Genomic DNA, 23,340 nt, shown 5'->3' with positions numbered 1-23,340 from the left:
GAACACATGAGAGCCTTGGTAACTTGCCTCCGGCGATTTACCGCACTAAGTTGGAAAACTCCAGTTTAGAGGTGTGCCATTAAAGGGGAAGTGGACAGTCTCATCAAGGTAGGTAAGTTCACCCGTGGCTAAGTCTAGCTTACGGTTATTGATTGTTATCATTATTATTTGGGAGCAGCAGTCGATACAGCTAGTCTATCTTGTATTGGATATAAAAATAACCCATCAAGGTTTATTTCACTTTATTAACTGAGCCATTATTTAGAAAATTGGATCACTGGGGCACTGGTTCATTTTGTAACGTAAACAGCCCCATATTACTAGCGCTTGGCAGCCAAACTGCTAACTGCGCTCTCAATACTTGAGTCTCCATATTCATGCGCTTAGCACAGTAAGTTATTGCTTCTTGATAGCGCAGCGGTTTTTCTCTCAAGTGCAGTAATAAATCCGCTTGCCAGTCATTTAATACATTCATTTTGATGCGATATTGTTGGCGCGATATTGCAATATGCGTTTGCTCAGGCGTTGGCAAGGTGTACGGCTTTGCTTGCTCAAGCTGGGTTATAAGCGGCAGCAAAGGGTAATCGGTTTGAATAAGCTGTACTGATTCTGGCACCGACATGACAAAATTTTCTGCGATACCGCAAAGGAGCTCAATCTCGTTTATTACTGCAGTTGATTGCTCGGTTTCCGGTCCTGGTTTTAACAGTGCAAGCGCTTTGGCTCTTTCAAACTTAGCCAGCTCTGAAGGCAAGCTAAACATAGCTTGCTGGTGGGGATTAAAATCACCGGTGGGTTTAGTGTGTGCTAAAAAATCAGCGAAGCGCGTGCCTAGTTGATGTAATGTCCAAGATTCTGAGGGTAAGGTGACGATAAAGGCTTTGGCGAAGGTGTCGAATACTTCGTCGCCCATAAACTGGCGAAGTAGTGCAAACTCTCCCCGAAGACATTCGACTAAACGCATCACATAGCCTGCAGCATAGATGTCTACTCTTCTCATAGCTCCCAGTGTTTTACTACTTTTTACACAGTCATGCAGCGTTAAACCATGCGGATTTGCAGCGGTATTGAGTTTTTGTGGTAGGTCGCCTCGCACCATTAAAACGGTGCTAAGCCACTGCTGAGTTTGCGTTAAGTCTGGCGTTTTCATTATGTTAATTCTGCTCGCTCTTTGACGATTGGAGTTGACAGCGCGTTGGTGTTAGTAATTGTATCTTGTTTTGGAATATGCCCTGCCAGTACCAGTTTTGCTTTGCTTAACTCATCAACGAGTTCAGGAAAGCTGGGGATATTGGCATCCCATTCAAGTAAGGTCGACACGCCACCCGTTAACTGCTGCGCCAGTTGATAAAGCTGCCAAACCTTGGCGGGCACTGGTTGGTCATGGGTGTCTATCAAACAATCACCGCAGTCGCTAGGACCGGCTAGATGGATTTGAACGATGTGCTCATGGGGGAGTTGACGAATAAACGCTTCGGCGTCAAAACCATGGTTAAAGCTACTAACAAAGACGTTGTTTACATCCAATAGCATGCCGCAGCCTGTTGCGGTGACTAACTCACTAAAGAACTCGCTTTCAGTGAGGGTTGAATGTTGAAATTCAAGGTATGTTGATGGGTTCTCAAGCACCAAAGGTCGCTCTAAAAAATCCTGTACTTGGTCAACACGGTTGATAACGTGTTGTAGGCTTTCGTCAGTTAATGGCATAGGTAGGAGATCGTGACTATTCAAACCAGCAACGCCTGTCCAACACAAATGATCGGAAATAAGCTGTGGCTTAACGAATTCACTTAACTCCTTGAGCTTGCCTAAGTATTCAAAGTTAAGAGGGTCGCTGCTACCAATATTCATTGACACACCATGCATCACTAGCGGGTATTGTTCCTTTAACTGAGCGAGCACATGCCGACCATAGCCGTGATTATCTATATAGTTTTCACTGATGATTTCAAACCAGTCAACATCAAGCGATGCTCCGTGTTCCAATTGAGACATGATAAAGGGATAGTGCTGGCTTCTCAGGCCAACACCAAACCCTAAGTCGGTCAATTGTTCTATAGCGGACGCAGCAAGCTGCTGCGTCCGAATTGGATTTGTCATGCTATCTTTCCTATCAAGTTGATGGAGGAAGTGCTAGACGAATATCTGAAGGTTTTGGCTTCTCTTTAGGTTCGCCATCTTCGTTCAATAAACCATTGGCATTGCAGTATGCTTGCCAAGCAATATCGTATACGGCATCCCCTTGTTTATAAGGCATTAGCACATGATCTGCAGATTGACCGGTTGGAGCTTGTTGGTCTTTCGGGTAAGTGTAATCCATTGGAGAGAAAGTATTATCTTTTAAGTTAAACTTAAATAGTTGCATATCGTATTCTTGGTCTTCACCAGAAAGTTCAGGGAAGAGTTGAGAGGCTGATATAGGCACGGCACACCCACCCAAGTTATTACACTTATTATCAGCAGGGGCACTTTTTGGCCCTGTTGATACGCTACCACCACAGCTACCGCCGGGCGTTGTGCTATGAACAAAGCCGCAACCACCTTGTGCTTTACAATCATTACTGCCTTTACAACTGTGATATACCTCAGGAGGTGGTAAGTCATTCGAACCTATGTTGGTATAGCTCATTCCTTGGCAGGCATGATAAAGGGTGTTCGGATTTTGTGGGGCGATACCCGTTACTAAATCCGGCGCAATTCCCGTGGTTGCCCAGCAAATCGAGATCCTATCGCCAGAGCCACCCATCGCAGGGCCCGGAAATTCACTGGTTTTACCAGACCAATAACGATCAAGTGCAGTAGTTAGACCTTTAATTGTGCCTACCGCAGATTGACTGAATAATTGATGCGTATTGCCAATATTTGACGAGAGTTTAAGGTTGTTAAGCGCTTTTACTACACTGCTGACGCAAGGTAGATTTGGGTTTTGCTTAGCTGCTTCATCATCGCCGTTGGGGTCCAATAACGCCTCATTCCAGCTATTACCCTCAGCAAACCAAGTTGACCAAGTCATGTAACGTTCGTCTGGTTGACTTGAAGACTTCTCAAAGTCGACAATGAGCCTCATGGTATCGGTAAATATTTGAAAGTGATCTTTGTATTTATTAGTGATCCGCGCACACGCCGAACCGGAAATTGGACCCTCACCGCAGCTTGCGGGATAATCCGCCTTCAATGCTTCTGCACTAGGTTGAAACTTCTCTTCTACGGTGCTGAGGTGGGGATCATCCGCTTCATCCGCTTTCGCTGCTAGGAGGTTTTGTGCCCATTTCTCATCAGCCCAGCGTTTACAAATCATTTCTGCCACACCATCACCTTCACCTTGATCAGTAATGGCATTTACATTATTCATTAACGCTTCTTTTAATACAGTATGATCTTCTTTTACGTTGAGAGAGCCCTTAATACCTGGGAATTGTGGCTGATAATCTTTATTACCAGGGCGCTCATTAAAATAGTCGCGCTGAATGGTTGCATAGTCGAGCAAGCTTGTGCCATCGTCATACTGGATCTGGATATAATCCCAATAGCTGAGGTACATGTGTCCAATCGAGCCAAACAGCGGCAGGTTTTTCTCAGTGTAATCTGGTTTCCACCAGTCATAAGGTGCCTGCTCAAAATATTTTGGCCGTTTTGTGTCTTTGTTTGGTTCTAAATATTGCTCTTGGATAATTTTCTTTGCGTTTTCTTCCGTTTCTTCAATCAACATAAAGAGTAGTGTCTGCTCTTTGTTGAGTTCAGTGGCATTAACGCGTAGATCTTGTAACGTTTTACCTGGGAAAATTTGTTTGAAGTAAGCTTGAATCTCAGGGCTCAGTTGCGACAAGTCTTTGGTACAGTCAGCAAAGTCCAAAATATGTGGAATACCACTTTGGTTGTTGTAGCATTTCCAACCATAGTTTTCATCAATCAATGCCGGACTTGTAAAGCTTGGTGTGAGTCCCAACTTACTTGCCATATTGGAAGCAAGCTGTAAATGGAGCATTTCTTCAATGAAAACACTATATACGCCATTAAAAACTTGCTGATTGATAGTTAATCTAAACTTATCCGACAAATCGCTGGGTTTACTATCACTAACTAACGTATTTATATCGAATAACGGCGCGAGATCAACGTCATATTGACTACGGCGCTCTTCCGGGATATATCCAGCTGTTGGACCAAGTCCTGGCCAATAACGTCCTGGATAAAGGTTTGATGAATCAGCGATCGCATGGGTGCCTTGAATGGAATAAAGGCCTGTCATGTATAAAGGGATAGTGAATAATTCTACATTTATTGCGGCTTGTGCTATTGCCCTAAGGCAAGATAAATCAGCGTTCTTGTATTTGCTTGCGCGTGCTTTTATTTGCTTCTTTTGTGTACTGCTGAGGATGATGTTGGTGTTGAGCTCTTTGTTTATTTTTAAAGGCTGACTCTCTTTATTCTGCACATTCATAGCTTGCTCCTTGATGACGGTGGACTTGCTGCATTTTTTCGCCTAATAGCCTGTAGTATTGGATATATATGTCGAACTATTGCAATTCAGTTAATAAAGTTAAGTGATTGGTTCAGGTGAAAACACCACTCTCTTTAGAAAGTAGCTGTAAAAGTAAAAAAAGGCGATTACACAAGATTACGGGGTGGGGATTATATGTTGTGTCTAAACGTAGATCGTTATTAGAAGTGAGTAATCAATAATTACTCACTGAATTTAGCTAGCAAGTCTTACCGTTCGCAATAGTAACCAGGATCCGGTACTGGGAATTCAGGCAAACGTTCACAACCTTCAAACTGTACCTGTGGCGATTCGAAAAGAGGTGCACTTCGATACTTACCTTTGACTGAAAAGCTACTCGGTGCCGTAATTATCCGAGGTTTTGGAGCAAAGTTTATGTCGAAACCATCCGCCACCGCTTCATAGGTCATAGCCCAGTTTGAAAATAATTGAGGGCTATTCAACCTATACATCGAGTCAGCTTTATATACATCAAACCATTTACGAGCCAAAATACTTTGACCTGACTTCAAAATGATAAGAATACGGTTATCTTTAATATCATTTATATTATATAAATTATTTATTTCAAACTCTAACTTGGATGCATCCATATTTGAAAGGTTAATTCGACCATATTGATCGAAAATTTCTGGTGCAAAAGTTTGAATAATTGAGTTGGATGAAGAGGAACTACCAATAATAACTTGACATTGAATAGACACTCTGCCTTGAGCGTGCTCTGCATTCGCTGTCATTTTACATCCGGTTAGTGCAACTAATAAATTTGCAGCGATAATTGAGTTTCTAAATTTACAATTCATAAAATATCCTTTTTAATATGAAATTAGTACTGCAAGGAGGAGATTAGTTAATGTGTACAAAAAGATCAATTTTAATTGTTGTTTTATTTTTTCTTATTAGTTCTGGTTGCACTTCAATAGGTCGAAGTGTTATGAGTAAATCATTGAAATATGAGTTAAAACTAGTTATCGACACAGAGTTGATAAATGTCAAAAAAATTGAAAGGAAATTAAAAAAAGGTGAGTACACGTTGACTTATGACTTTTATCCAAGTGATATTTCAATCAAGGATGACATTGATATGAATGTTGAAATTAATGGTATCAGTGCCGGTTACAAAATAGTGAGAGAAGAGCAAGCTCGGGCTCTCGACTTGAGCGGGCAGCTAACTCTCTTGATCCCCGGTTTTGCCGTGGATAAATCACTACTGACTTCCTACGCGATTTGGTTTTCCTCATTGGGATCAGATGTCATTGTAATGGACTTGAAAAGCGTTGATGAAACTACATTTTCGTTTGGTAGTAAATTGGTCGACTATTATCCTGAATTATCCTCTAATTATAAGTCAGTCAATGTTGTCGGATTTTCTATGGGCTTTCTACCGGCATTGCATATAGCTCAAAAGTATAACCCTAGCAATTTGATTGGTGTGGCACCATTTTTAATTAGGGAAGACTTAAATGTTGCTGCCTCAAAAACGGTTTCATATATTGAGTACTTGCCGCAAGGATTAATCGATAAGGTGATAGAGTCATATTTAATTGAAAATGATTTGCAAGAGTACTTCTCTGATGGACTCGAAGTTGTTAATTATTATGAAAATCTATTAGTAATTAATTCAGGTAAAGATGATGTACTTCCAGAGTCAAGCAAGCTGGTATTAAAAAATCACTGTGCACAACAGTTTTTTATACCTAACTATCAGCATCATTTACTTGCATCAACGCCGACAAATGAAACAACAAAGCTACTCGTACAATTTTTGGGAGATCTATCGCGTAGAGGTAGGAATAAAGATTGTTCGAAAATATAAAAGGCTGATTGCTCAGCCTTTTATATTTTTATAGGAATTAGAACTTAGACGGCGCAGGAGGCACTGTCAGTGTTTTCTTCGGGCTATCTTTTAACTCTTTCAACAGCTCCTTCACTGCACGCTCGACAGAAGGGTCTTTACCGGCATGAACAAGCTCTGGTCTATCGATCACTTCGATATCAGGGCTGACGCCCTCATTTTCGATGATCCAGTTGCCTTCATTATCTAGAATTCGGAAGGTTGCAGCGATAACCTGACCTCCGTCAACAAGACTTGGATTACCCGAGATACCGATAAGGCCACCCCAAGTGCGAGTACCAATTAGTTTGCCAAGACCTGCCTGACGGAAGTAGTAAGGTAGGGCATCACCACCCGAACTTGAATAACCATTGATAAGCATGGCTTTTGGACCATCGTGGGCAAATTGTGGAGTTTTTGTTGGCTCAACACCACGACGTTTCCAATAGTTAAGTGGCTTACGAGCAAGCCAAGTGATCATGTGCTCAGGGATAAAGCCGCCGCCGTTATAACGGTCGTCGATGATCAGCGCATCTTTGCTCGTTTGTGGCATAAAGTTCTTAAATAATGAACGGTTACCATCATAATGAGTATTTGGTAGGTGAACGTAGCCAATCTTACCGTTTGATAATTTATCCACGTAGTCAGCACGTGATTGAACCCATGCCATGTAACGCAAGCCTTGTTCGCTGGCAACAGGTTTTACCGTGGTTTTCCAGCTATCATCAGCGCTTGGTGATTTACTCAATACCAACTCAACTTGCTCGCCTTGGGTGTTTTCAAGTAGCTCGTAAAAGTTAACCACGTCTTTTACCGAGTGACCATTTACCGAGATGATGTAATCACCCTCATTGGCATTCACGCCGGTTTCATTGAGTGGTGAACGGTAGTCTTCATGCCAGTTCTCACCTTTGTAGATACGCTCAATTTTAACGTAGCCAGACTGATGAGCGCTTATTTCTGCGCCAAGTAAACCATGCTTTTTGCGCTCGGCTGTTGGGGCATCACCAGATTGTACGTAGATGTGACCTGCGTTGATTTCACCCGCAATTTCACTAAGTACATAGTCTAAGTCGCTACGGTGTGCGACAGCGCTGGCAAGTGGTTGATACTTCTCCAAGATAGCATCCCAATCTTGACCATGGTGATGTTCGTCGTAGAACCAGTCGCGTAATGTGCGCCAGCCTTCTACATACATTTGTTGCCACTCAACTTTCGGGTCTATTTTCAGTGTCATCTTAGATAAATCAAGCTGACTGGCTTTTAAATCTTGCTTTGGCTTTGGTGCAATTACACTGAAGTTGTTACCAGCGCGAGCGATCAGGTGCTTACCACCAGCGGCAACTTTATAGCTGCTTACGCCTTCGGCGACGGTTTCTAGTTTGCTATCTGGTTCTGTGCCGAGGAGCTTTAACGCACCGCCTGTTAAAGTCAGTACGCCTCCTTCAACACCTGTGAGCGAACCGTAATTACCTGCTGGGGCTGAGAGTGATACAACCCGTGACATAAAGCCGTTGACCTCAATGCGATTTGCTTGTTTTTCGCTGTCCTTTTTCGTTTCATCGTCTGATTGAATGCTTAACTCATCACTTTCAAAGGCATTAAGCGGCTTGATCTGACTATTCACCGCAACGCTATAAATGCGCGTGGCATTATTAAACATATAATCAAATTCATAGCTGCTAAAGGTGAGGTTATAGTCGCGCTCAGAAGTGAAATAAATGTAGTTACCGTCAGGAGAGAAAGTCGGGTTACGCTCACTGGTCATGTTGTCAGTCAGTCGAGTGACCTTTTTATCCTCAGTGTTATAGTGCCAAAGCGAGGCGTAGCGGTTTTCATTGTTTTTAACAAAAACAATATCTTCACTGTTTGGCGACCAAGTATATTCAGTTAGACCATCTTCGTCGTATTTGGCGGTGTCAATTTTATGCATATCGCCAGATTTCGCATCAATCCACCATAGCGTGTGGTTTTTATCTGCGAAGAGTAGTTTGCTGTTATCAGCGGACCAAATTGGTGTAAAGCGCCAGATGGTACCATTGTCAGTTAACTGGATGGTTTTGTTGTTATTTGCTCTATCTTTGAGATAGATCTCATATTCACCTGTTTTATCGCTCATGTAGGCAATATAACGGCCATTCGGTGACCAGCTCGCTTCAATTTCACGACCTTCTGGTGTGTAAGAGAGGTTACGAGTTGGACCCTGTTTTACTGGGACTGAGAATAACTCACCACGGGCAGTAAACAATGCACGCTTACCATCGTGTGATATATCCATAGAATCGATAAAGTCGCTAACGTTTTTACTATATGGCATGGCATATTGACGCACACCAGCAACATCGATTTTTAGCTTTTTAGTTGTCTTTGTCGCTTCGTCAAAGCGATATAAGTAACCGCCATTTTCGTAGACAATGGCATCTGGCCCAGCTGATGGCCAAAGCACGTCAAAGTCTTTGTGGTCAGTCATTTTTATCGGTGACTTACCATCGCGATATTTATAAAGGTTGAGCGTGTAGTCGCGATCAGACACAAAGTAAATACTGTCATTCACCCAAGTTGGTTGTTGATCGGTGGCTTTGTCAGTGGTGAGTTGTTTGGACGTATTGTTTTCAAGGTCGTAAATCCATACATCCTGAGCTCGACCACCACGAGAGCGCTTCCAAGTTCTAAACTCTCTGTCGATTGGTGTGTAAACATACTTATTACCATCAGGGGAGAGCATACCACCACCCGTTTCTGGAATGGCCATCGGCTGCTCAAGTCCACCTTCTACTGGTACCATATACGGGCGACCCATACGTTTGCCCCATGGTGTGCGATTTGCTCTAAAAACGATATGTTTACCATCGGGTGTCCAGTCCATCACGCGATAGTCGAACCCACCGCGAGGAGGCATTTGACCAACATCGTTGTAGTAAGTGAGTTGCTTTAATCCTGAACCATCAGCATTGATCACATAGATTTGGCGGCTGCCATTATACTCGGCGGCAAAAGCGATTTTGCTGCCATCTGGAGAGAACTTAGGGAAGGTCTCAAAACCAATATGGTCTGTTAGACGCTGACTTTTACCTGTGTTGGTATCTGCAATATATATGTCGCCAGCATATACAAAAGTGACTTTATCTTTGTGGATATCTGGAAAGCGGAGTAGGCGAGTATCTTCGGTCTGATACGCCGAAACAAAAGGCGCGGCTGCCGCAGCAATGGCGAGCACGAGTGTTTTTATCTTCATCATAATATAGGCATTTCCGTTATTATTTTGATACATAATAACGATTGATAAGTGAAATGCACCCAATTTAGATGAGTAGCTTGTTTCAAAATGTGAAAAAACACCCCACCGCGGAGTGTGGTCGCGATGAGATGTTGAGTAGTTGGGGGAGGTACAGATGTACCTCAATCATGTGTTGATTTAGAACTGAGCAACAAAAGTTAGGTTGCTTGTTTCACCGCCGTCTGTGTCAACCACACTGCCTTTAAGGTAGTAAGTGTCGTTGAAGAAGTATTTAGCTTCTACTGCTAAGTCTGAATCATATGAACCTAGACCAAGCGCAAAGTTGCGAGTGAAGTAGTAGTTTGCAAGTACGTTTGTTACAGAGTCATCTTCAAAATCTGTATCAACACGGTTGTGCTCTACGTCGATTGTGAAGTAGCTTTCACCACCTACGTGCATGAAGTAACGTGCACTTAGGTTTAGGTAATCAAATTCGTCTTCAGTTTCAACAGTGAAACCAATGTAATCTGTAGAATTTAGTTCGTGGTTGTACTCAGCTTTGAACCAAGTTACGTCACCAATTTCAAACTCTTCGTGGCGAACGCTTAGTTTTAGGCTGTCGTTGTATAGGTAACCAAAACCGATAGAGTAATGGTCGTCAGCTTCGCCAAGATCAGCGATGCTACCTGTTACAAACCATTCTTTAGTGATGAAGCCTTCACCACGCGCTGAGAAAGCATTTGAATAATCATCGTTAAAGTAACTTACGCCTACATTGCTGTCCGTATCAAGGTAGCCAAAGTCATCCCATACGCCTACTGATTCTTGAGGTGCGAAGAAATAGCGAGAAGAAAGCATCAGTGCGCTGTTGTCAGAGCCATCAAAATCTGTGTAACTAGCGGCGTTGAACCACTCTTTTTGTACGTTACCAGTGTTAGCCTGAGCTGCTGCTGAAACAAGTAGTGAAACAGCTGCGATAGATAGTAGTTTTTTCATAGTCATCCCTTTAATTTCCATATATTGAGCTACATCGACTCAACGGCGCGCATGGTAGTATTAGAAATCTGAACGGAAGCTGACAATAATGAAAAAAGTTTGGATATTGGCAAAAAAGCTGAGACTTAATTATGCTTTTTGTTTATAAGATAAACATAAAGGAAGTGAAAATGAAAAATTCATTTCACGGTATATCAATAGGCACTGAGCGCTTTGGAGATAATATTTATCTCACACTTAAGCCTACAGGTAAACTCACTCATGAAGATTATGTTGTTATTACACCAATAATCGAGAGTGCACTGAAAGCGGTAACATCGCCTAAAATCTATGCATTTCTTGATGCGACTGATTTTGAAGGCTGGGAGCCAAGAGCCATGTGGGATGACTTCCAACTCGCCTTTGAGCATAGCACTGAATTTGCCAAAGTAGCAATATATGGCGGTAAAAATTGGCATCGACTTGCTGCAACAATAGGTAACTGGTTTGTTACTGGTAAAGTGAAGTATTTTGATGATAAAGAAGATGCACTGAATTGGCTTCAAGAGCGAGACTGACTAAAGTTGAATTAAATTCATGATTTTTGCATTGTGGCTCGAGATGCTAGTCACATCTGCAAAAAGTGGATTATTCAACCTATCATCAGTATAGTGAATTAACACCATTGGCTTTTGTCATAACGGCTTAGGAGCTTCGACTGTGAAAAAAATACTGATCACTGGTGCAAACCGCGGTATTGGACTTGCGTTAACTAAAACCTATCTGCAGGCTGGCTGGCACGTATTAGCAACTTGTCGAGACCCGCTTATTGCTTCAGAACTTAACTCTCTCGCGCCAACTTTTCCTGAGCTCCAAGTGTTTGCCTTAGATGTGACCAATTACGACCAGATGGAAGAATTAAGCGAGAAACTGGCGCCTGTAGCTATAGATATCGTTATCAACAACGCGGGTATATATGGGCCGAAAGACTATGCGTTTGGTGAAACCGATATAGAAGCGTGGCGAGAAGTTATGGAGGTTAATGTCTTTTCCACCATGCGACTTGCTGAACTATTTTACACCCATCTTTGCAACGGTAATGAAAAGATTTTTGCGGCCATTTCCTCTAAGGTCGGCAGTCACACCATGAATACCAAAGGTGGCGGCTATATCTATCGCAGTTCGAAGGCTGCGCTAAACTCAGTGGTAAAAAGCTTGTCTAATGATTTACTGAGTGAGGGGATCCGAACTGTTGCGCTTCATCCGGGTTGGGTTCAAACGGAAATGGGGGGCCCCAACGCGTTAATTACCCCGGACGAGTCTGCAAATGGGATCTACTCCGTGTTATCACATTTTGTGGATGCACAAAGCGGTGGCTTTTACGACTATAGCGGTGAAGCTATTCCTTGGTAATAAACTGACAACTAATCTGTGCTTACACGAGAAATAAAAAATTTTGGTTACTTAATGAGGAAGATACGTTGCGTAGCGTCCACATAGTAATAAAGGAATGTGCATACAGTGGTAGAAGTTCAAAGTTTAGTCTTCACGCGTCGTGATGGTGAAGTGAATCGAGCTGTATTAGATAAGCTTAGTCTCAGTATTGCTGCTAAAGAACAGGTCGCTATTGTTGGTGATAGCGGGTCGGGTAAAACGACACTTATCCATCTGATTGGTGGTTTGTTAAAGCCCGATAGCGGCAGTATTATTATTGATGGCCGGGATATTACTCAGTTTAATGATATTGAACAGGCGCTCTACCGTCGCAAGTTAGGGATGATATTTCAACACTATCAATTGCTTGCACCTTTATCCGTCTACGACAATATTGTTTTTCAAGCACAGCTCAATCAATTGAACCCAAAGCAAAGCGATGTTGATGCGCTGGCAGAGCGTTTGGGGATTTTACATAAATTAACGGCCTTGCCTCAGCAATTGTCAGGTGGTGAGCAGCAGCGAGTTGGTATCGCACGTGCCATGATCAACAAGCCTAAGTTATTGCTGGCCGATGAGCCGACGGGAAACTTAGATGCTGCGAAAAGCGAAGAAGTGGTATTACTTCTGCGTGAGCTGTGTGAAGAGCAAGGCGTTAACTTGCTTATGGTTACACACAGCCAACACCTTGCTGACAGCCTAGATAGAAAAATCACCATTCAAAACAACCGTGCTTATGGCTAAAACGATGGAACGGCTGAGCGCGTTATCAGAAATTAGGCTGGTACTCACGGTGTTTATGCAGTTCTATAAAAGGCATCTTTGGTTGTTTTTGTTATTCGTTTTTGGCTTATCTTTGGGTAGTGCTTTACTTGGCTCAATTCAAGGACTAAATCAAGAAGCAACAGATCGCTATCAGCAAACTAGCGCACTTATTAACAATCCAATTAGTCACTTTGTTCGGCCAAGCGTAGGCGGCGAGATGTTGACTGGCGATGTATGGACGGCGCTTCGAAACGCAGGAGTCGTATCTGCTGAGCCTGTTTTGGAAGGCGTGCTTACCCTGCCGAACGGGAACAGGCTCCGGATCAAAGGAGTTAATACTTTGCAATGGCTGTCTCTACCTAAAGTGCAATCACAGGGAGATAAGTCAGGCAATCAAACTGCACCATTACAATTTGGATTTAATACAATTTACGTATCTGAGGAGATGGCTCAACATTTGTCGCTCGGTAGGCATGAGGTGATCAAGCTTCTTGATACGGATGTACACTTCGTTGTTTTATCGGACCTGACTGGTGATACCGCATTAGCCGATATTGCATTAGTTGACCATTTACTGAATTCATCAGGTCAAATTAGTTATATAGAGATCTCAAATGCAGTATTGGATGAGGCAAAAGTTAGGCAGATTTTAGGTGATAAAGCACAGCTGCAAAGTGCACAAGCGCAGTCTTTCGACTCGTTGTCGAAGGCGTTTTTCTTCAACCTGCAAGCGCTTGCATTCCTAGGCTACGTGGTTGGCGCTTTTTTAAGTTTTAACGCTATAAAGCTTTGTCTGCACGCAAGAAAAAAACTACATCAGCAACTCACACTACTTGGATGTATTCAAGCAAATGTAGTCGCAGCGGTAGTCATTGAGGTGCTCGTCTTAAGCTTGATTGCTGCATTGGTGGGCGCAGGTGTGGCTTTCCTAGGGGCGAACTTATTGGTGAGCGAGATCTCTATGGCGTTAGAGAGCCTATTTGCATTAGATAGGCGTTTACCGGTTAATTTCAGTTGGTTAGTCGTGCTGCAAGCATTTGTGTTAAACCTTTTGGTACTTGCAAGTGTGGCATATTGCCAAGTAAAGCCTCTTACTTTTTATAAATCTTGGCAGAGTAAAATAGTGAGTGGAAGTCTATTGGTTACGGCCGCTGGGTATTTTTATCTTGGTAGCGAAGCGCCATTTCATGCGCTTGGGTTGTGCGTTTGCTTACTGTTGCTCTTTTTTATGATAACACCAGTGGCACTGTGGGCTGCGTTTAAAGGTATTCCAACTCAGCATCCATTAGTCAAATGGATGAAAGCAGACAGTGTCGAGCAGATCAGAGTACTTGCAATCAGTGTTTATGCCGTGTTGCTTGCGGTTGGCACTTCCGTAGGGTTGCAAATTATGGTGAGCAGTTTTAGTTCAGCTTTGCAGATCCATTTAGATGGTCGCCTTAGCGCAGATCTATATGTGCGGCCCAGTGAAGTCTCTGATGTGCAATATCAATGGCTCTTAAGCCAAAAGGATATTGAAAAGGCCGGTGTATTTTGGCGTGCAGAGATAAGTTATGGCCTGGGCTCACATCAACAAGGCACTCAATCAGCGAGCTTGATAAGCTTCGGTCGCTCTGGCGAACATCACTACAATCTTACGCTGCTTGCGGGAGCTGTACCTAATAACGAAGTGCTTTACTATGATGCGAATAAAAATGTGAGTGGGTGCCTTGCCAACGAGCCAAGCAAATTATTGTATGGCGTAAAGTTGGGTCAGCGTATTCGTTTGCAACAAGGCAAAAAGCATATTAACTGTGAGATAACGGGTTTTTATTACGATTATGGCGAACAGCGCGCGGTGTTCGTCGCTGTTAGTGACGCAATTGAAAACGCCGGGCTTAACTATGAAGCATATGGTTTTTCAATTGTTCTAAAGCCAGATATTGATACCGCTTTATTTAAGCAAAAGGTCATGCAGCAATTCCATTTAAACGACTCACAAGTGGTTCAAAATCAGCGCTTTAAACAATACGCTACGCGTTTGTTTGAACATACGTTTTACGCAACGCACGCGTTAAATTTAATGATAGTTGCTATCGCGCTATTTGGGTTGTGGGTATCATTACTGACTCTCGGCGCTAAGCAAATTCAACCTTTGGCCATCTTAAAAACATTAGGCGTTACCACTTGGCAAGCATTTGCTATTAAATTAGGGCAGAGCGCTGTTATTCTGCTTGTGAGTTTAGTGTTGGCGACGATACTCGGGGGAATGCTCGGGTGGATATTACTTAAATTTGTGATGCCAATTGGCTTCGGTTGGACGATCCCTTTTCTATTACCTTATCTTGAGATCGCGGTCTTTATCACCCTCATTTTTAGTTTAGCTTTGCTGGTTAGTGTACTACCTCTACTCAAACTGAGTCGTCACGATACTGCGGATCTGTTGTATGAAGACTAATTATCTTATCGTTTTATTACTGTTAATGGTGGGAGTCGGCTGCACTCCGGAGCTGTCAGAAGCACCTGCTTCAAAACGTGATTTTTTCAATCTTCAGTCGGGCGATCCGGTCTCTCCCGTATATCGGTTAAGTTTTCCGCGTGATCACGGTAGCCATCCTGATCAAGGCATTGAATGGTGGTATGTTACTGCAAACTTAAAAAGTGATTCAGGGCAAGAATTTGGTGTTCAATGGACGTTATTTAGAACCTCAGTTGTCAGCGTTCAATATGTCAGTCCATGGTGGGATGGTGAGTTATACTTTGCGCATTTTGCAATTCAAGATAATACCAGGCACCAATCCTTCGAACGATACGGAAGAGCAGGGCAAGTAAAAATTCAAGCTGACCCATTTATCACGCAATTAGATAACTGGCATTTGCGCAGCGCGACGGAAACATTTTTTCCGTTAACGCTTCATGCTGAGGAAGAAAAAAACAGTGTTAATTTAACACTGAGAAAAAGTCCGATAGTGCTACATGGGAACAATGGCTACAGTGAAAAAACGTCCGACGGCCACGCTTCCATGTACTACAGCTATCCTTTTTTAAGCGTCTCTGGTGAGCTTACTTTTCAAGGTGACACACATCAAGTCAGCGGTGACGCGTGGCTCGATAGGGAATGGTCTTCCTCGTTTATCAGTAAGGCACAAAGCGGCTGGGATTGGTTTAGTATTCGAGGTCAAGACAGATCGAACGGCGCACTAATGGTATTTTGCATTCGTGATAGCCAACAAGTCTACAAAGATTGCCGAGGCACTGAAATTACAGCTGAGGGTAGCGCGACAGAAATAGCGCATAAGGATATTCAATTAAGTGTTTTGGAGCAGGTTTCATTAGATGGAGTAAGCTATCCATTTAAATGGCAACTACGGCTAAAGCACAGTCCTGTTATTCTGATCGAAAGTATCAATCGTGATGCGAGAAACCAGCTGACTATCCCGTATTGGGAAGGAAGAGTAAAAGTGTCCGGTGGCTATACCGGTGAAGGGTACGCTGAGCTAGTCGGATACGAATAGCCCGCATTGGCTATACCGATTAACTTGTACCTATATTGTCTTTAAACTTCCTAGTGAGATAGTATTAGCCCACATTAAACATGAATTTATCCTGAAATCTTGTTTTAACAGCGATTTTTTCTGTCAAACTCAGTCCTAGAAAGCTAGACTCTAGGAATATCTTACTATCCGTGTTGCTATGTTAAATACGTTTTTTGTAACCGATCCCGCACCAGAGTTGCTACTCAACGGAACTTATGATGCTACGCTTGTAGCGTTATCTGTGCTTGTGGCTGTTATCGCCTCATTTTTTACGCTTATCCAGATCGACTTTGCTGAGCAAAACCAAAATAGCCGTATAAATCGACTCGCAAAATTTGGCGGTGCTGTGGCCATGGCTGGTGGTATTTGGAGTATGCACTTCATTGGCATGTTAGCGTTCTCACTTTGTGTTGAAGTGGACTACGATCCTTGGCTTACTGCGGCGTCCATCTTCCCCGCTTTCTTAGGTTGTTGGGTTTCGTTTGATTTGATAACTCGACCAAATGTCACACTTGCAGTAAAGGGGCTCGCCGCGGTCATTTTGGGGGCGGGCATTGGCACCATGCACTATAGCGGTATGGAAGCCATGCAGCTTGGCCCTATGCTGGGTTACGACCCCGCACTTTTTGGTTTATCAATTGTTGTCGCTGTGTCACTTGCCTTCATCGCAATTCAAGCGAGAAGTAAACTGCGTGATTATGTCAGTGATAACAATATCAGTGTTGTAAGATGGCTAGGCGCTTTGGCACTCGGGGCATCGGTGTCAGGAATGCATTACACGGGCATGCAGGCGGCAAAATTTGTATCTGACTCACCAATTATCAGCCAAGAAATGCAAGAGCAGCATACTCAATCGCTTGCATTGTTTATTGCTGCTGTCAGTATGATCATTAGCGCTTTATCTGCGCTTATTCATACCGCGAGCAAGTACCGCTCAGTGGCTGCAGACAAAGCCGCTAATGAATCTAGGCTTGCGGCTATCCTAGAAACAGCCGTTGATGGGATCATCACTATCAATGGTGATGGTATCATTAAAAGCTGTAACCCGTTAGTTGAACGAATTTTAGGATGGTCTGAGCGAGAAACGCTTGGTCGCAATGTTGCTGTGTTTTTACCTAAAGAAGCGCAAACGAAAGTATCATTCGACAGCACTTACCTTGAACAATTTAAGGGGGTTGGCCGTGAAATCAAGGCGCTACACAAGCACGGGCATCTGGTACCTATTCGGCTGGGAATAGGAGAGGTTGAGTTAAAAGACCAAAGCGCGTTTTATGTGGGTTTTATCACTGACTTAACAGCGCAAAAGCAAATGGAAGAAGCACTGATTGAGCAGGAAGCGCGTCATCGGACGCTGCTAAATAACATGCCTGGCGTGGCATTTCGTTGCCGGATTGATAGCAAATGGACGATATCGTTCGTAAGTCCCATTGTCGAGCAGCTTACAGGCTACCGAGCAGAAGAATTTATTTCTGGGCAAGTTCATTTTGCCAGCTTGATTATTGAAGATGACAAAAGCTTAACGCACGATGTGGTTGAACAAGCACTGCAATGCGGCAAAGCGAGTTACTCGCAGGAATATCGAATATTACACAAATCAGGCCATACCAAGTGGGTGCTGGATAAAGGTTCATTTGAATACGATCAAGCGGGTAAAGTTGAGGGCATTGCGGGCGTATTACTTGATATTAGCGAGCGCAAGAACATGGAAGACGAACTACGTGGCGCAAAAAGCATTGCTGAAAGCGCAGCAGCGTCCAAGCAAGCGTTTTTAGCGAACATGAGTCATGAAATTCGCACACCGATGAATGCCATTTTAGGATTTAGTGAAGTACTGAGAGAGTCTGAGCTGAAACCTGATCAAAGTAAGCATGTAAATACGATACTTACGAGTGCAAAGGCGCTACTGCACTTGCTTAACGATATTTTAGACTCCGCTAAGCTGGACCAAGGCAAGCTCGACCTGATTGAGAATGATTTCTGTATTTCTGAGCTACTCGACAACGTGGTATCGACGTTTTGGTATCAAGCAAAGAAAAAGGGCTTAAAACTAGAGCTCACGATGAGTCACAGTTTGCATCAAACTTATCATGGTGCTTCCGACCGCTTACGGCAGGTATTGGTAAATTTATTGGGTAATGCCATTAAATTTACTGCACAGGGTTGTGTAGAGCTTAGCGTTGAGTCCTCTCATGACAATTATGTACTGTTTAAAATTGCGGACACAGGTATAGGGATTGCCAACGATAGACTAGATTCAATTTTCAATCCCTTTGAACAGGCCGATGAGAGCATGAGTCGCCGCTTTGGTGGTACAGGCCTTGGGACGACCATTAGTCGCCAGCTAGTCGAGTTAATGGGTGGAAAAATATGGGCTCACAGTGAGCTTGGAAAAGGGTCTACTTTCTACTTTACTGTGCCTCTTAAGAAAATCGCGGCATTCACAATAGCGCAAGATGTTCATGTCGAACTTCCCCCATTAAATATCTTGGTTGCCGATGATATTCAACAAAATACCGAATTGTTGAGCTTATTACTTGAAAAGCAAGGTCATAGTATAGAGGTCGCAGGAGATGGGCTTGAGGCCATCGAAAAAGCAAAAGCGCAACAATACGATCTTATTCTAATGGATATTCATATGCCGGGTTGTGATGGACTTGAGGCGACGCGCACTATCAAAGCATATGAACGAGAAAATAGGCAACAAGAGACACCGGTAATCGCACTCACCGCGAGTGTGTTAGGCGAGGATAGAGCGGCTGCAAAAGCTGCAGGGATGGCTGCATTTGCCTCAAAACCGGTGGTGATAGAAGATTTAACTCGCACTATTGCTGAAACGCTCAATATCAATATTGCTCATACGGCGATTGGAGTAAGGCAAACCAGCAACAAACAGCTTATAAATAGAGCTAGAGCGATAAATTTATGGGGCAGTGAAGCTCGATTTTTAAAAGAATTGGCGCGTTTTTGGGACGGTAAAAGAGAAGAAGTGGTAGCGCTTTTTGCCCACGAAGGTCAGTTTACGAATGATGTACTACAGAGTATTCATACTATCAAAGGCGTTGCTGGAAACTTGGCGTTGGAGACACTTTTTGCTCTGCTTGAGCAAATAGAGGGTAAGAAGGAAATTGACGAGCGCTTGAGAGCTAAAATGGCGCTCATTATTGAAAAACTAGACGACGTGGTTGGACTGAGTGATGAAGAAGTTGTAACCAACGCGTTGAGTGAGGGCGACGTTTTTTTGTTTAAGCAAAACTTGCCACAAGTAAAAGAGATGATAGATGAGGCGCAAGTCGAGGATGATGTGCTTGACGCATTGTTAGAGAGCGCGCCCCTTACGTACCGAAGCCAGGTAGAGGCGTTGAAACATGCATTGGATGATTTTGAATTTGAACGTGCGGAGGAAATTCTCGCACAATTAATGAGTACTGATGTGTAATGATAAATGACCACAAGCCTCTGATCCTAGCCGTTGACGATGAAGCAACGAATCTCCAAATTTTAAAGCAAACGCTGGGTAATCAGTATCGTATGAAGTTTGCAAAGTCTGGAAAATTGGCGCTGGAGCTAGTAGATAAGGAACTACCTAACTTAATTTTACTCGATGTTATGATGCCAGAAATGACAGGCTTTGAGGTTTGCTCCAAATTAAAAGAAGACCCTACCACAGCGAGGATCCCGGTGATTTTTGTGACTGCCTTGAGTGAAGAGTTTGACGAAGCTCGAGGCTTTGAGTTAGGTGGTGTTGATTACATCACAAAGCCTATCAGCCCTGCGATAACTAGAGCGCGAGTGAAGACGCACTTGTCTTTAGTCAGTGCTACTGAGCTTAAAAGTGCGTACGTTGAACTGATGCAGCGGCTCGGTCAGGCGGCGGAATACAAAGACAATGAAACAGGCCAACATATTGCAAGAATGAGCCGCTACTGCTTTGTGCTTGCTAAAGCTTGCGGTTTACCGGAAGCGTATGCGGAAGATTTGATGCTCGCCGCCCCGATGCACGATATTGGCAAGGTCGGTATTGCCGACAGCATTTTGCTGAAACCTGGACGTTTAGATGCCGAAGAATATGAGGTGATGAAACAACATGCTGAGCTGGGTGCAAACATACTTGCGGACTCTGATTCAAAACTCGTCAAGCTTGCATATTTAATGGCGATGGAGCACCACGAGAAATTTGATGGAAGCGGTTATCCAAAAGGATTAAAAGGGGAAGAAATCTCACTTGAAGGACGGATCTGTGCGCTTGCGGACGTGTTTGATGCGCTTACTTCAAAGCGCCCATATAAAGAGGCTTGGCCTATCGAAAAGGCATTGGCCTTCATTCATTCTGAAAGTGGTAAGCACTTTGACCCAAAATTAGTTGAATTGCTCGATGAAAACCTACCAGAAATCCTAAAGATTAAAGCGCAGTATGACTAATCCCCTGTGCGTGGTAGACATTATTCTCAATTTCCCATTGATGAAATTGAAAACGGTGTTTACCAATCAGCGCCAGTCCCAGTTTTTCGTAAAATCGATTTGATTCGTTCTCGACCCAAGTATAGAGCCAGTACCGCTCGCCAAGTTTGTCTACCATATGAGAAAGTAACCGCCGACCTATCCCACATCCTTGAAACCGGCCTAGCACATAGAGTCTCTCTACTTCAAAGCCAAGATCTTGCTGGTGGTATCTCGAGTGACGGTTAGCTTGAATATAACCTTGTATCGCACCTTGATGCGTTGCGATGTAAATGCTGATCTCTTCTTGCTGTAGCAAAGATATAAAGTAGGTTTCTGTAAAGGTAGAAAGCGCATATTCTGCGTATTCTTGTCGGAGTCCTTGGACTGCATAGGTATCGAGCCAAACCTGAATCGATAGCGCGGCAAGCTTTAATGCATCAGAGGGTACAGCTGGGCGAATTGTGGCGTTGGGCATTACGTTACCTTATCCATTATTTGCGCATATTGGTAATACGCTAGTTGGCCCACTCTTCTTAATTGTGGCATTGGAAATTTAGGCAGCGGCTTTGTATAGATGGGTAAATCCGGCACTTTAAAGCCCATTAATTTTTCAGCAAGACGAATGCTTGCCTGAGCACTAAATGCCACACCTGAGCCACAATATCCGAGCACATATCCAGTGTTATTTTCACTGTAGATATGGGGGAGATCATCAAGTGCGGCGGCAATATAGCCACTCCAGAAGTAATGAACTTTAGCATTGAGGTTAGGAAAGCAATCGTTAAGCGCTGAACGCAAGTTGTGTTGGTATTTTGCGTTATCCTGATCGTGGCCAAACACCGCACCTCGTCCACCGAACAAAATGCGATTGTCGGGAAGGCGACGATAGTAGTATTTAAGCCGTCTGGTATCCATGACGACTTGCTCTGTCATTAAGCCATTGACAGCAAGTTGCTCATCGCTGAGTGGTTCAGTCACGATTATACTACTTAAAATAGGCAAGTAGCGCCCTTGAGTTAACGGTGAAAACTGTCGCTGAGCATAGGCATTCGCTGCGATCACTACCTTATTTGCTGAGACTTTGTGGCCGTTCACTTCGAGCTGGTGGTTGCCATTTTGGTTCTGGTGGCGGGTGACCAGGCTGTTTTCATAAAGTTGCACACCAGCTTGCTGTGCTAAAGCCTTGTAACCTAGTAACAGCTTCAAAGGGTGAACACCAAACGCGTTGTCAAATCGCAATGCGCCAAACCCTTGCTGGTTGTGCATATAGGTTTCGGTCAGTTGTTGCTGAGACAGTAACTGATGGCTCTTGCTACCCATGGTTGCAGTGAGAAATTCGGACTGCGCTTTTAGTAGCGAAAATGCTTGCTGATTGTGTGCAACTTTCAAATAGCCAGATGCTTGCACGTTGCAATCAATGTGATTGGCGTCGATATGTTCACGGACCAAAGCAACGGCGTTGTTGTACTCTTGATATATGGCTTTACTGACATCCAGACCATACTTTTTGGCCAGTTGCGCATAACCAAGCCTTCCCGTACTTGGTAGCACAAATCCCGCATTTCTCGCGCTCGCGCCAAAGCCAACTTGATTGGCTTCAAATAGGGCAACGCTTTGGTGATGAGTGGTTGCCAAATGGTAGGCGGTAAGTAAGCCCGTAAAACCACCACCGATCACAGCGATATCTACTTGTAATGATTTATCTAGCGAAGGGGGGGGGGTACCTATAGGGCAGGTTGCAGCCCAGTAGCTATTGGCAAAAGCTTGGCCTTGGCAATGTGGCTGAGTGAGTGGATCAAACCCTGACATCTTAAAACTCCAATACCATTTCTGCTGCTTGGCAATGGCATTCAGTACCACAAATAGTACAGACATAGCCGTGATAGATACAGTCGTCTAACCACTTATCATCATGGACTTTAATCAGTTTGCCACCGGCCTTAGTGAAGTATTTAACGGCACCGTTACCTGGGCTTTGTTTCCAAAGATGTGCAACGCCAGCTCTCGCGCCTTGTTGTGTTAATGCTGTTATTGCGTGTTTTAGTAATTGGGGTCCAATACCTTGGCCCTGTGCGTTCGGTGATACCGCGATACATTTAAAATATGCCATATCATTTTGATCAACAGGCCACAAAGACGGTGAACTCCACCTATCTATAGGCCATTGTCCGGCGCTATATGATGTTCTAAAACCGAGTAATTCGCCTTCATCGTTTAGGGCAACAAAGGAAGCATTAATACCGTTTTTACAGCCTTTTTGGTGCATTTGTTCAATGCCCGCGTTATCAAGATAATTATCACCATGAACGAGATTACCAAGTGCGATAACACGCTCGAAATGTTCTGGTTGTAAAGGAATAATTTTCATAGGCTGCTCTATTGTTGTTATTTACTGTGAGTCATTTTGACTAGGGCCTGTTTATCTTTCAAGTTTGTTTTTGCAGCAGTTTGAATGGTATTTATACAAGGCAGAGCCTGCGTAGCATAGTTGTTCTATGTGAGTCAGGCGAGAACACAGTAGAAATGCCAATCAAGCGCTGCCCTTTGGGTTCACCTGAGAGCGCTTTGTTCATTGTTGCTCAACTTTTGCCTAGATTACTAGGCGGCAAGTCGAGCGTCGCGACCAAAACACACTCAGGAGAACAAAAATCAAACAGCA

17 protein-coding genes are annotated in these 23,340 nt (G+C 43.6%); 8 read left to right on the top strand and 9 right to left on the bottom strand.

Features of this window, described 5'->3' with window-relative positions; genetic code table 11:
• Positions 1 to 274 precede the first annotated feature (274 nt).
• From MHN32_RS21350 to MHN32_RS21335, 4 genes are all read right to left on the bottom strand, one after another.
• Positions 275 to 1,150: a DNA-binding domain-containing protein gene (locus tag MHN32_RS21350; protein ID WP_010603746.1), complete on the bottom strand. Its 876-nt coding sequence runs from the start codon at positions 1,148 to 1,150 to the stop codon at positions 275 to 277.
• A complete protein-coding gene (locus tag MHN32_RS21345; RefSeq protein ID WP_239422745.1) occupies positions 1,150 to 2,100 on the bottom strand; it encodes a DUF692 domain-containing protein in 951 nt (316 codons plus the stop codon). The genes MHN32_RS21350 and MHN32_RS21345 overlap by 1 nt, the downstream gene beginning before the upstream one ends.
• Positions 2,101 to 2,113: 13 nt before the next feature.
• Positions 2,114 to 4,441, bottom strand: coding sequence for a ferritin-like protein (locus MHN32_RS21340; protein ID WP_239422744.1), 2,328 nt, complete (start codon positions 4,439 to 4,441; stop codon positions 2,114 to 2,116).
• Between the two features lie 269 nt (positions 4,442 to 4,710).
• A complete protein-coding gene (locus MHN32_RS21335; protein ID WP_227387697.1) occupies positions 4,711 to 5,304 on the bottom strand; it encodes a hypothetical protein in 594 nt (197 codons plus the stop codon).
• 131 nt (positions 5,305 to 5,435) lie between these two features.
• Between MHN32_RS21335 and MHN32_RS21330 the strand changes: the two genes are divergently transcribed.
• On the top strand, positions 5,436 to 6,317 hold the full coding sequence (locus MHN32_RS21330) for an alpha/beta hydrolase (RefSeq protein ID WP_227387698.1): 882 nt from the start codon (positions 5,436 to 5,438) through the stop codon (positions 6,315 to 6,317).
• A gap of 37 nt (positions 6,318 to 6,354) precedes the next feature.
• Here the strand turns inward: MHN32_RS21330 and MHN32_RS21325 are convergent, their stop codons facing one another.
• The gene (locus MHN32_RS21325; RefSeq protein WP_227387699.1) at positions 6,355 to 9,606 is read right to left on the bottom strand and encodes a S41 family peptidase; all 3,252 of its coding nucleotides are present in this window, start codon (positions 9,604 to 9,606) and stop codon (positions 6,355 to 6,357) included.
• A gap of 144 nt (positions 9,607 to 9,750) precedes the next feature.
• Entirely contained in the window at positions 9,751 to 10,548 is a 798-nt protein-coding gene (locus MHN32_RS21320; RefSeq protein ID WP_239422743.1) for a putative porin, read from the bottom strand.
• Between the two features lie 170 nt (positions 10,549 to 10,718).
• Here MHN32_RS21320 and MHN32_RS21315 point away from each other — a divergent pair, with 170 nt between their 5' ends.
• The 7 genes from MHN32_RS21315 (at position 10,719) to MHN32_RS21285 (ending at position 20,660) form a co-directional block, all read left to right on the top strand.
• Positions 10,719 to 11,105: an STAS/SEC14 domain-containing protein gene (locus tag MHN32_RS21315; protein ID WP_239422742.1), complete on the top strand. Its 387-nt coding sequence runs from the start codon at positions 10,719 to 10,721 to the stop codon at positions 11,103 to 11,105.
• Positions 11,106 to 11,247: 142 nt separating this feature from the next.
• Positions 11,248 to 11,940 (top strand): SDR family oxidoreductase, encoded by a 693-nt coding sequence (locus MHN32_RS21310; protein WP_102058394.1) that lies wholly within the window; start codon positions 11,248 to 11,250, stop codon positions 11,938 to 11,940.
• A 108-nt stretch (positions 11,941 to 12,048) separates the two neighbouring features.
• A complete protein-coding gene (locus MHN32_RS21305; RefSeq protein WP_010603737.1) occupies positions 12,049 to 12,705 on the top strand; it encodes an ABC transporter ATP-binding protein in 657 nt (218 codons plus the stop codon).
• Between the two features lie 4 nt (positions 12,706 to 12,709).
• A complete protein-coding gene (locus MHN32_RS21300) occupies positions 12,710 to 15,163 on the top strand; it encodes an ABC transporter permease (RefSeq protein ID WP_239422741.1) in 2,454 nt (817 codons plus the stop codon).
• Positions 15,153 to 16,220: a lipocalin-like domain-containing protein gene (locus MHN32_RS21295; protein ID WP_206472503.1), complete on the top strand. Its 1,068-nt coding sequence runs from the start codon at positions 15,153 to 15,155 to the stop codon at positions 16,218 to 16,220. The genes MHN32_RS21300 and MHN32_RS21295 overlap by 11 nt, the downstream gene beginning before the upstream one ends.
• Before the next feature lie 178 nt (positions 16,221 to 16,398).
• Positions 16,399 to 19,677, top strand: a complete 3,279-nt coding sequence (locus MHN32_RS21290) for an MHYT domain-containing protein (protein WP_239422740.1) — start codon at positions 16,399 to 16,401, stop codon at positions 19,675 to 19,677.
• Positions 19,677 to 20,660, top strand: a complete 984-nt coding sequence (locus tag MHN32_RS21285) for an HD domain-containing phosphohydrolase (protein ID WP_017217673.1) — start codon at positions 19,677 to 19,679, stop codon at positions 20,658 to 20,660. The genes MHN32_RS21290 and MHN32_RS21285 overlap by 1 nt, the downstream gene beginning before the upstream one ends.
• Here the strand turns inward: MHN32_RS21285 and MHN32_RS21280 are convergent.
• From MHN32_RS21280 to MHN32_RS21270, 3 genes are read right to left on the bottom strand one after another with little or no spacing between them, the layout of a single operon-like run.
• Entirely contained in the window at positions 20,641 to 21,156 is a 516-nt protein-coding gene (locus MHN32_RS21280) for a GNAT family N-acetyltransferase (protein ID WP_010603732.1), read from the bottom strand. The two genes, MHN32_RS21285 and MHN32_RS21280, sit on opposite strands and share 20 nt — an antisense overlap.
• The gene (locus tag MHN32_RS21275; protein WP_239422739.1) at positions 21,156 to 22,490 is read right to left on the bottom strand and encodes an FAD-dependent oxidoreductase; all 1,335 of its coding nucleotides are present in this window, start codon (positions 22,488 to 22,490) and stop codon (positions 21,156 to 21,158) included. Before MHN32_RS21275 ends, MHN32_RS21280 begins: the two co-directional genes overlap by 1 nt.
• Position 22,491: 1 nt before the next feature.
• Positions 22,492 to 23,049: a GNAT family N-acetyltransferase gene (locus MHN32_RS21270; RefSeq protein ID WP_239422738.1), complete on the bottom strand. Its 558-nt coding sequence runs from the start codon at positions 23,047 to 23,049 to the stop codon at positions 22,492 to 22,494.
• Between the last annotated feature and the right edge of the window lie 291 nt (positions 23,050 to 23,340).

The sequence above is a fragment of the Pseudoalteromonas sp. Of11M-6 genome (assembly GCF_022347905.1).
Taxonomy (GTDB): domain Bacteria; phylum Pseudomonadota; class Gammaproteobacteria; order Enterobacterales; family Alteromonadaceae; genus Pseudoalteromonas.
This window is presented reverse-complemented; position numbering and strand designations above follow the sequence as displayed.

What these genes read in the sequence shown, in the direction of transcription:
- MHN32_RS21270 (WP_239422738.1), bottom strand. Translation starts at nt 23,049, where the DNA reads ATGAAAATTATTCCTTTACAACCAGAACATTTCGAGCGTGTTATCGCA.
- MHN32_RS21275 (WP_239422739.1), bottom strand. Translation starts at nt 22,490, where the DNA reads ATGTCAGGGTTTGATCCACTCACTCAGCCACATTGCCAAGGCCAAGCT.
- MHN32_RS21320 (WP_239422743.1), bottom strand. Translation starts at nt 10,548, where the DNA reads ATGAAAAAACTACTATCTATCGCAGCTGTTTCACTACTTGTTTCAGCA.
- MHN32_RS21325 (WP_227387699.1), bottom strand. Translation starts at nt 9,606, where the DNA reads ATGTATCAAAATAATAACGGAAATGCCTATATTATGATGAAGATAAAA.
- MHN32_RS21350 (WP_010603746.1), bottom strand. Translation starts at nt 1,150, where the DNA reads ATGAAAACGCCAGACTTAACGCAAACTCAGCAGTGGCTTAGCACCGTT.
- MHN32_RS21330 (WP_227387698.1), top strand. Translation starts at nt 5,436, where the DNA reads ATGAGTAAATCATTGAAATATGAGTTAAAACTAGTTATCGACACAGAG.
- MHN32_RS21285 (WP_017217673.1), top strand. Translation starts at nt 19,677, where the DNA reads ATGATAAATGACCACAAGCCTCTGATCCTAGCCGTTGACGATGAAGCA.
- MHN32_RS21280 (WP_010603732.1), bottom strand. Translation starts at nt 21,156, where the DNA reads ATGCCCAACGCCACAATTCGCCCAGCTGTACCCTCTGATGCATTAAAG.
- MHN32_RS21295 (WP_206472503.1), top strand. Translation starts at nt 15,153, where the DNA reads ATGAAGACTAATTATCTTATCGTTTTATTACTGTTAATGGTGGGAGTC.
- MHN32_RS21315 (WP_239422742.1), top strand. Translation starts at nt 10,719, where the DNA reads ATGAAAAATTCATTTCACGGTATATCAATAGGCACTGAGCGCTTTGGA.
- MHN32_RS21340 (WP_239422744.1), bottom strand. Translation starts at nt 4,441, where the DNA reads ATGAATGTGCAGAATAAAGAGAGTCAGCCTTTAAAAATAAACAAAGAG.
- MHN32_RS21300 (WP_239422741.1), top strand. Translation starts at nt 12,710, where the DNA reads ATGGAACGGCTGAGCGCGTTATCAGAAATTAGGCTGGTACTCACGGTG.
- MHN32_RS21290 (WP_239422740.1), top strand. Translation starts at nt 16,399, where the DNA reads ATGTTAAATACGTTTTTTGTAACCGATCCCGCACCAGAGTTGCTACTC.
- MHN32_RS21335 (WP_227387697.1), bottom strand. Translation starts at nt 5,304, where the DNA reads ATGAATTGTAAATTTAGAAACTCAATTATCGCTGCAAATTTATTAGTT.
- MHN32_RS21345 (WP_239422745.1), bottom strand. Translation starts at nt 2,100, where the DNA reads ATGACAAATCCAATTCGGACGCAGCAGCTTGCTGCGTCCGCTATAGAA.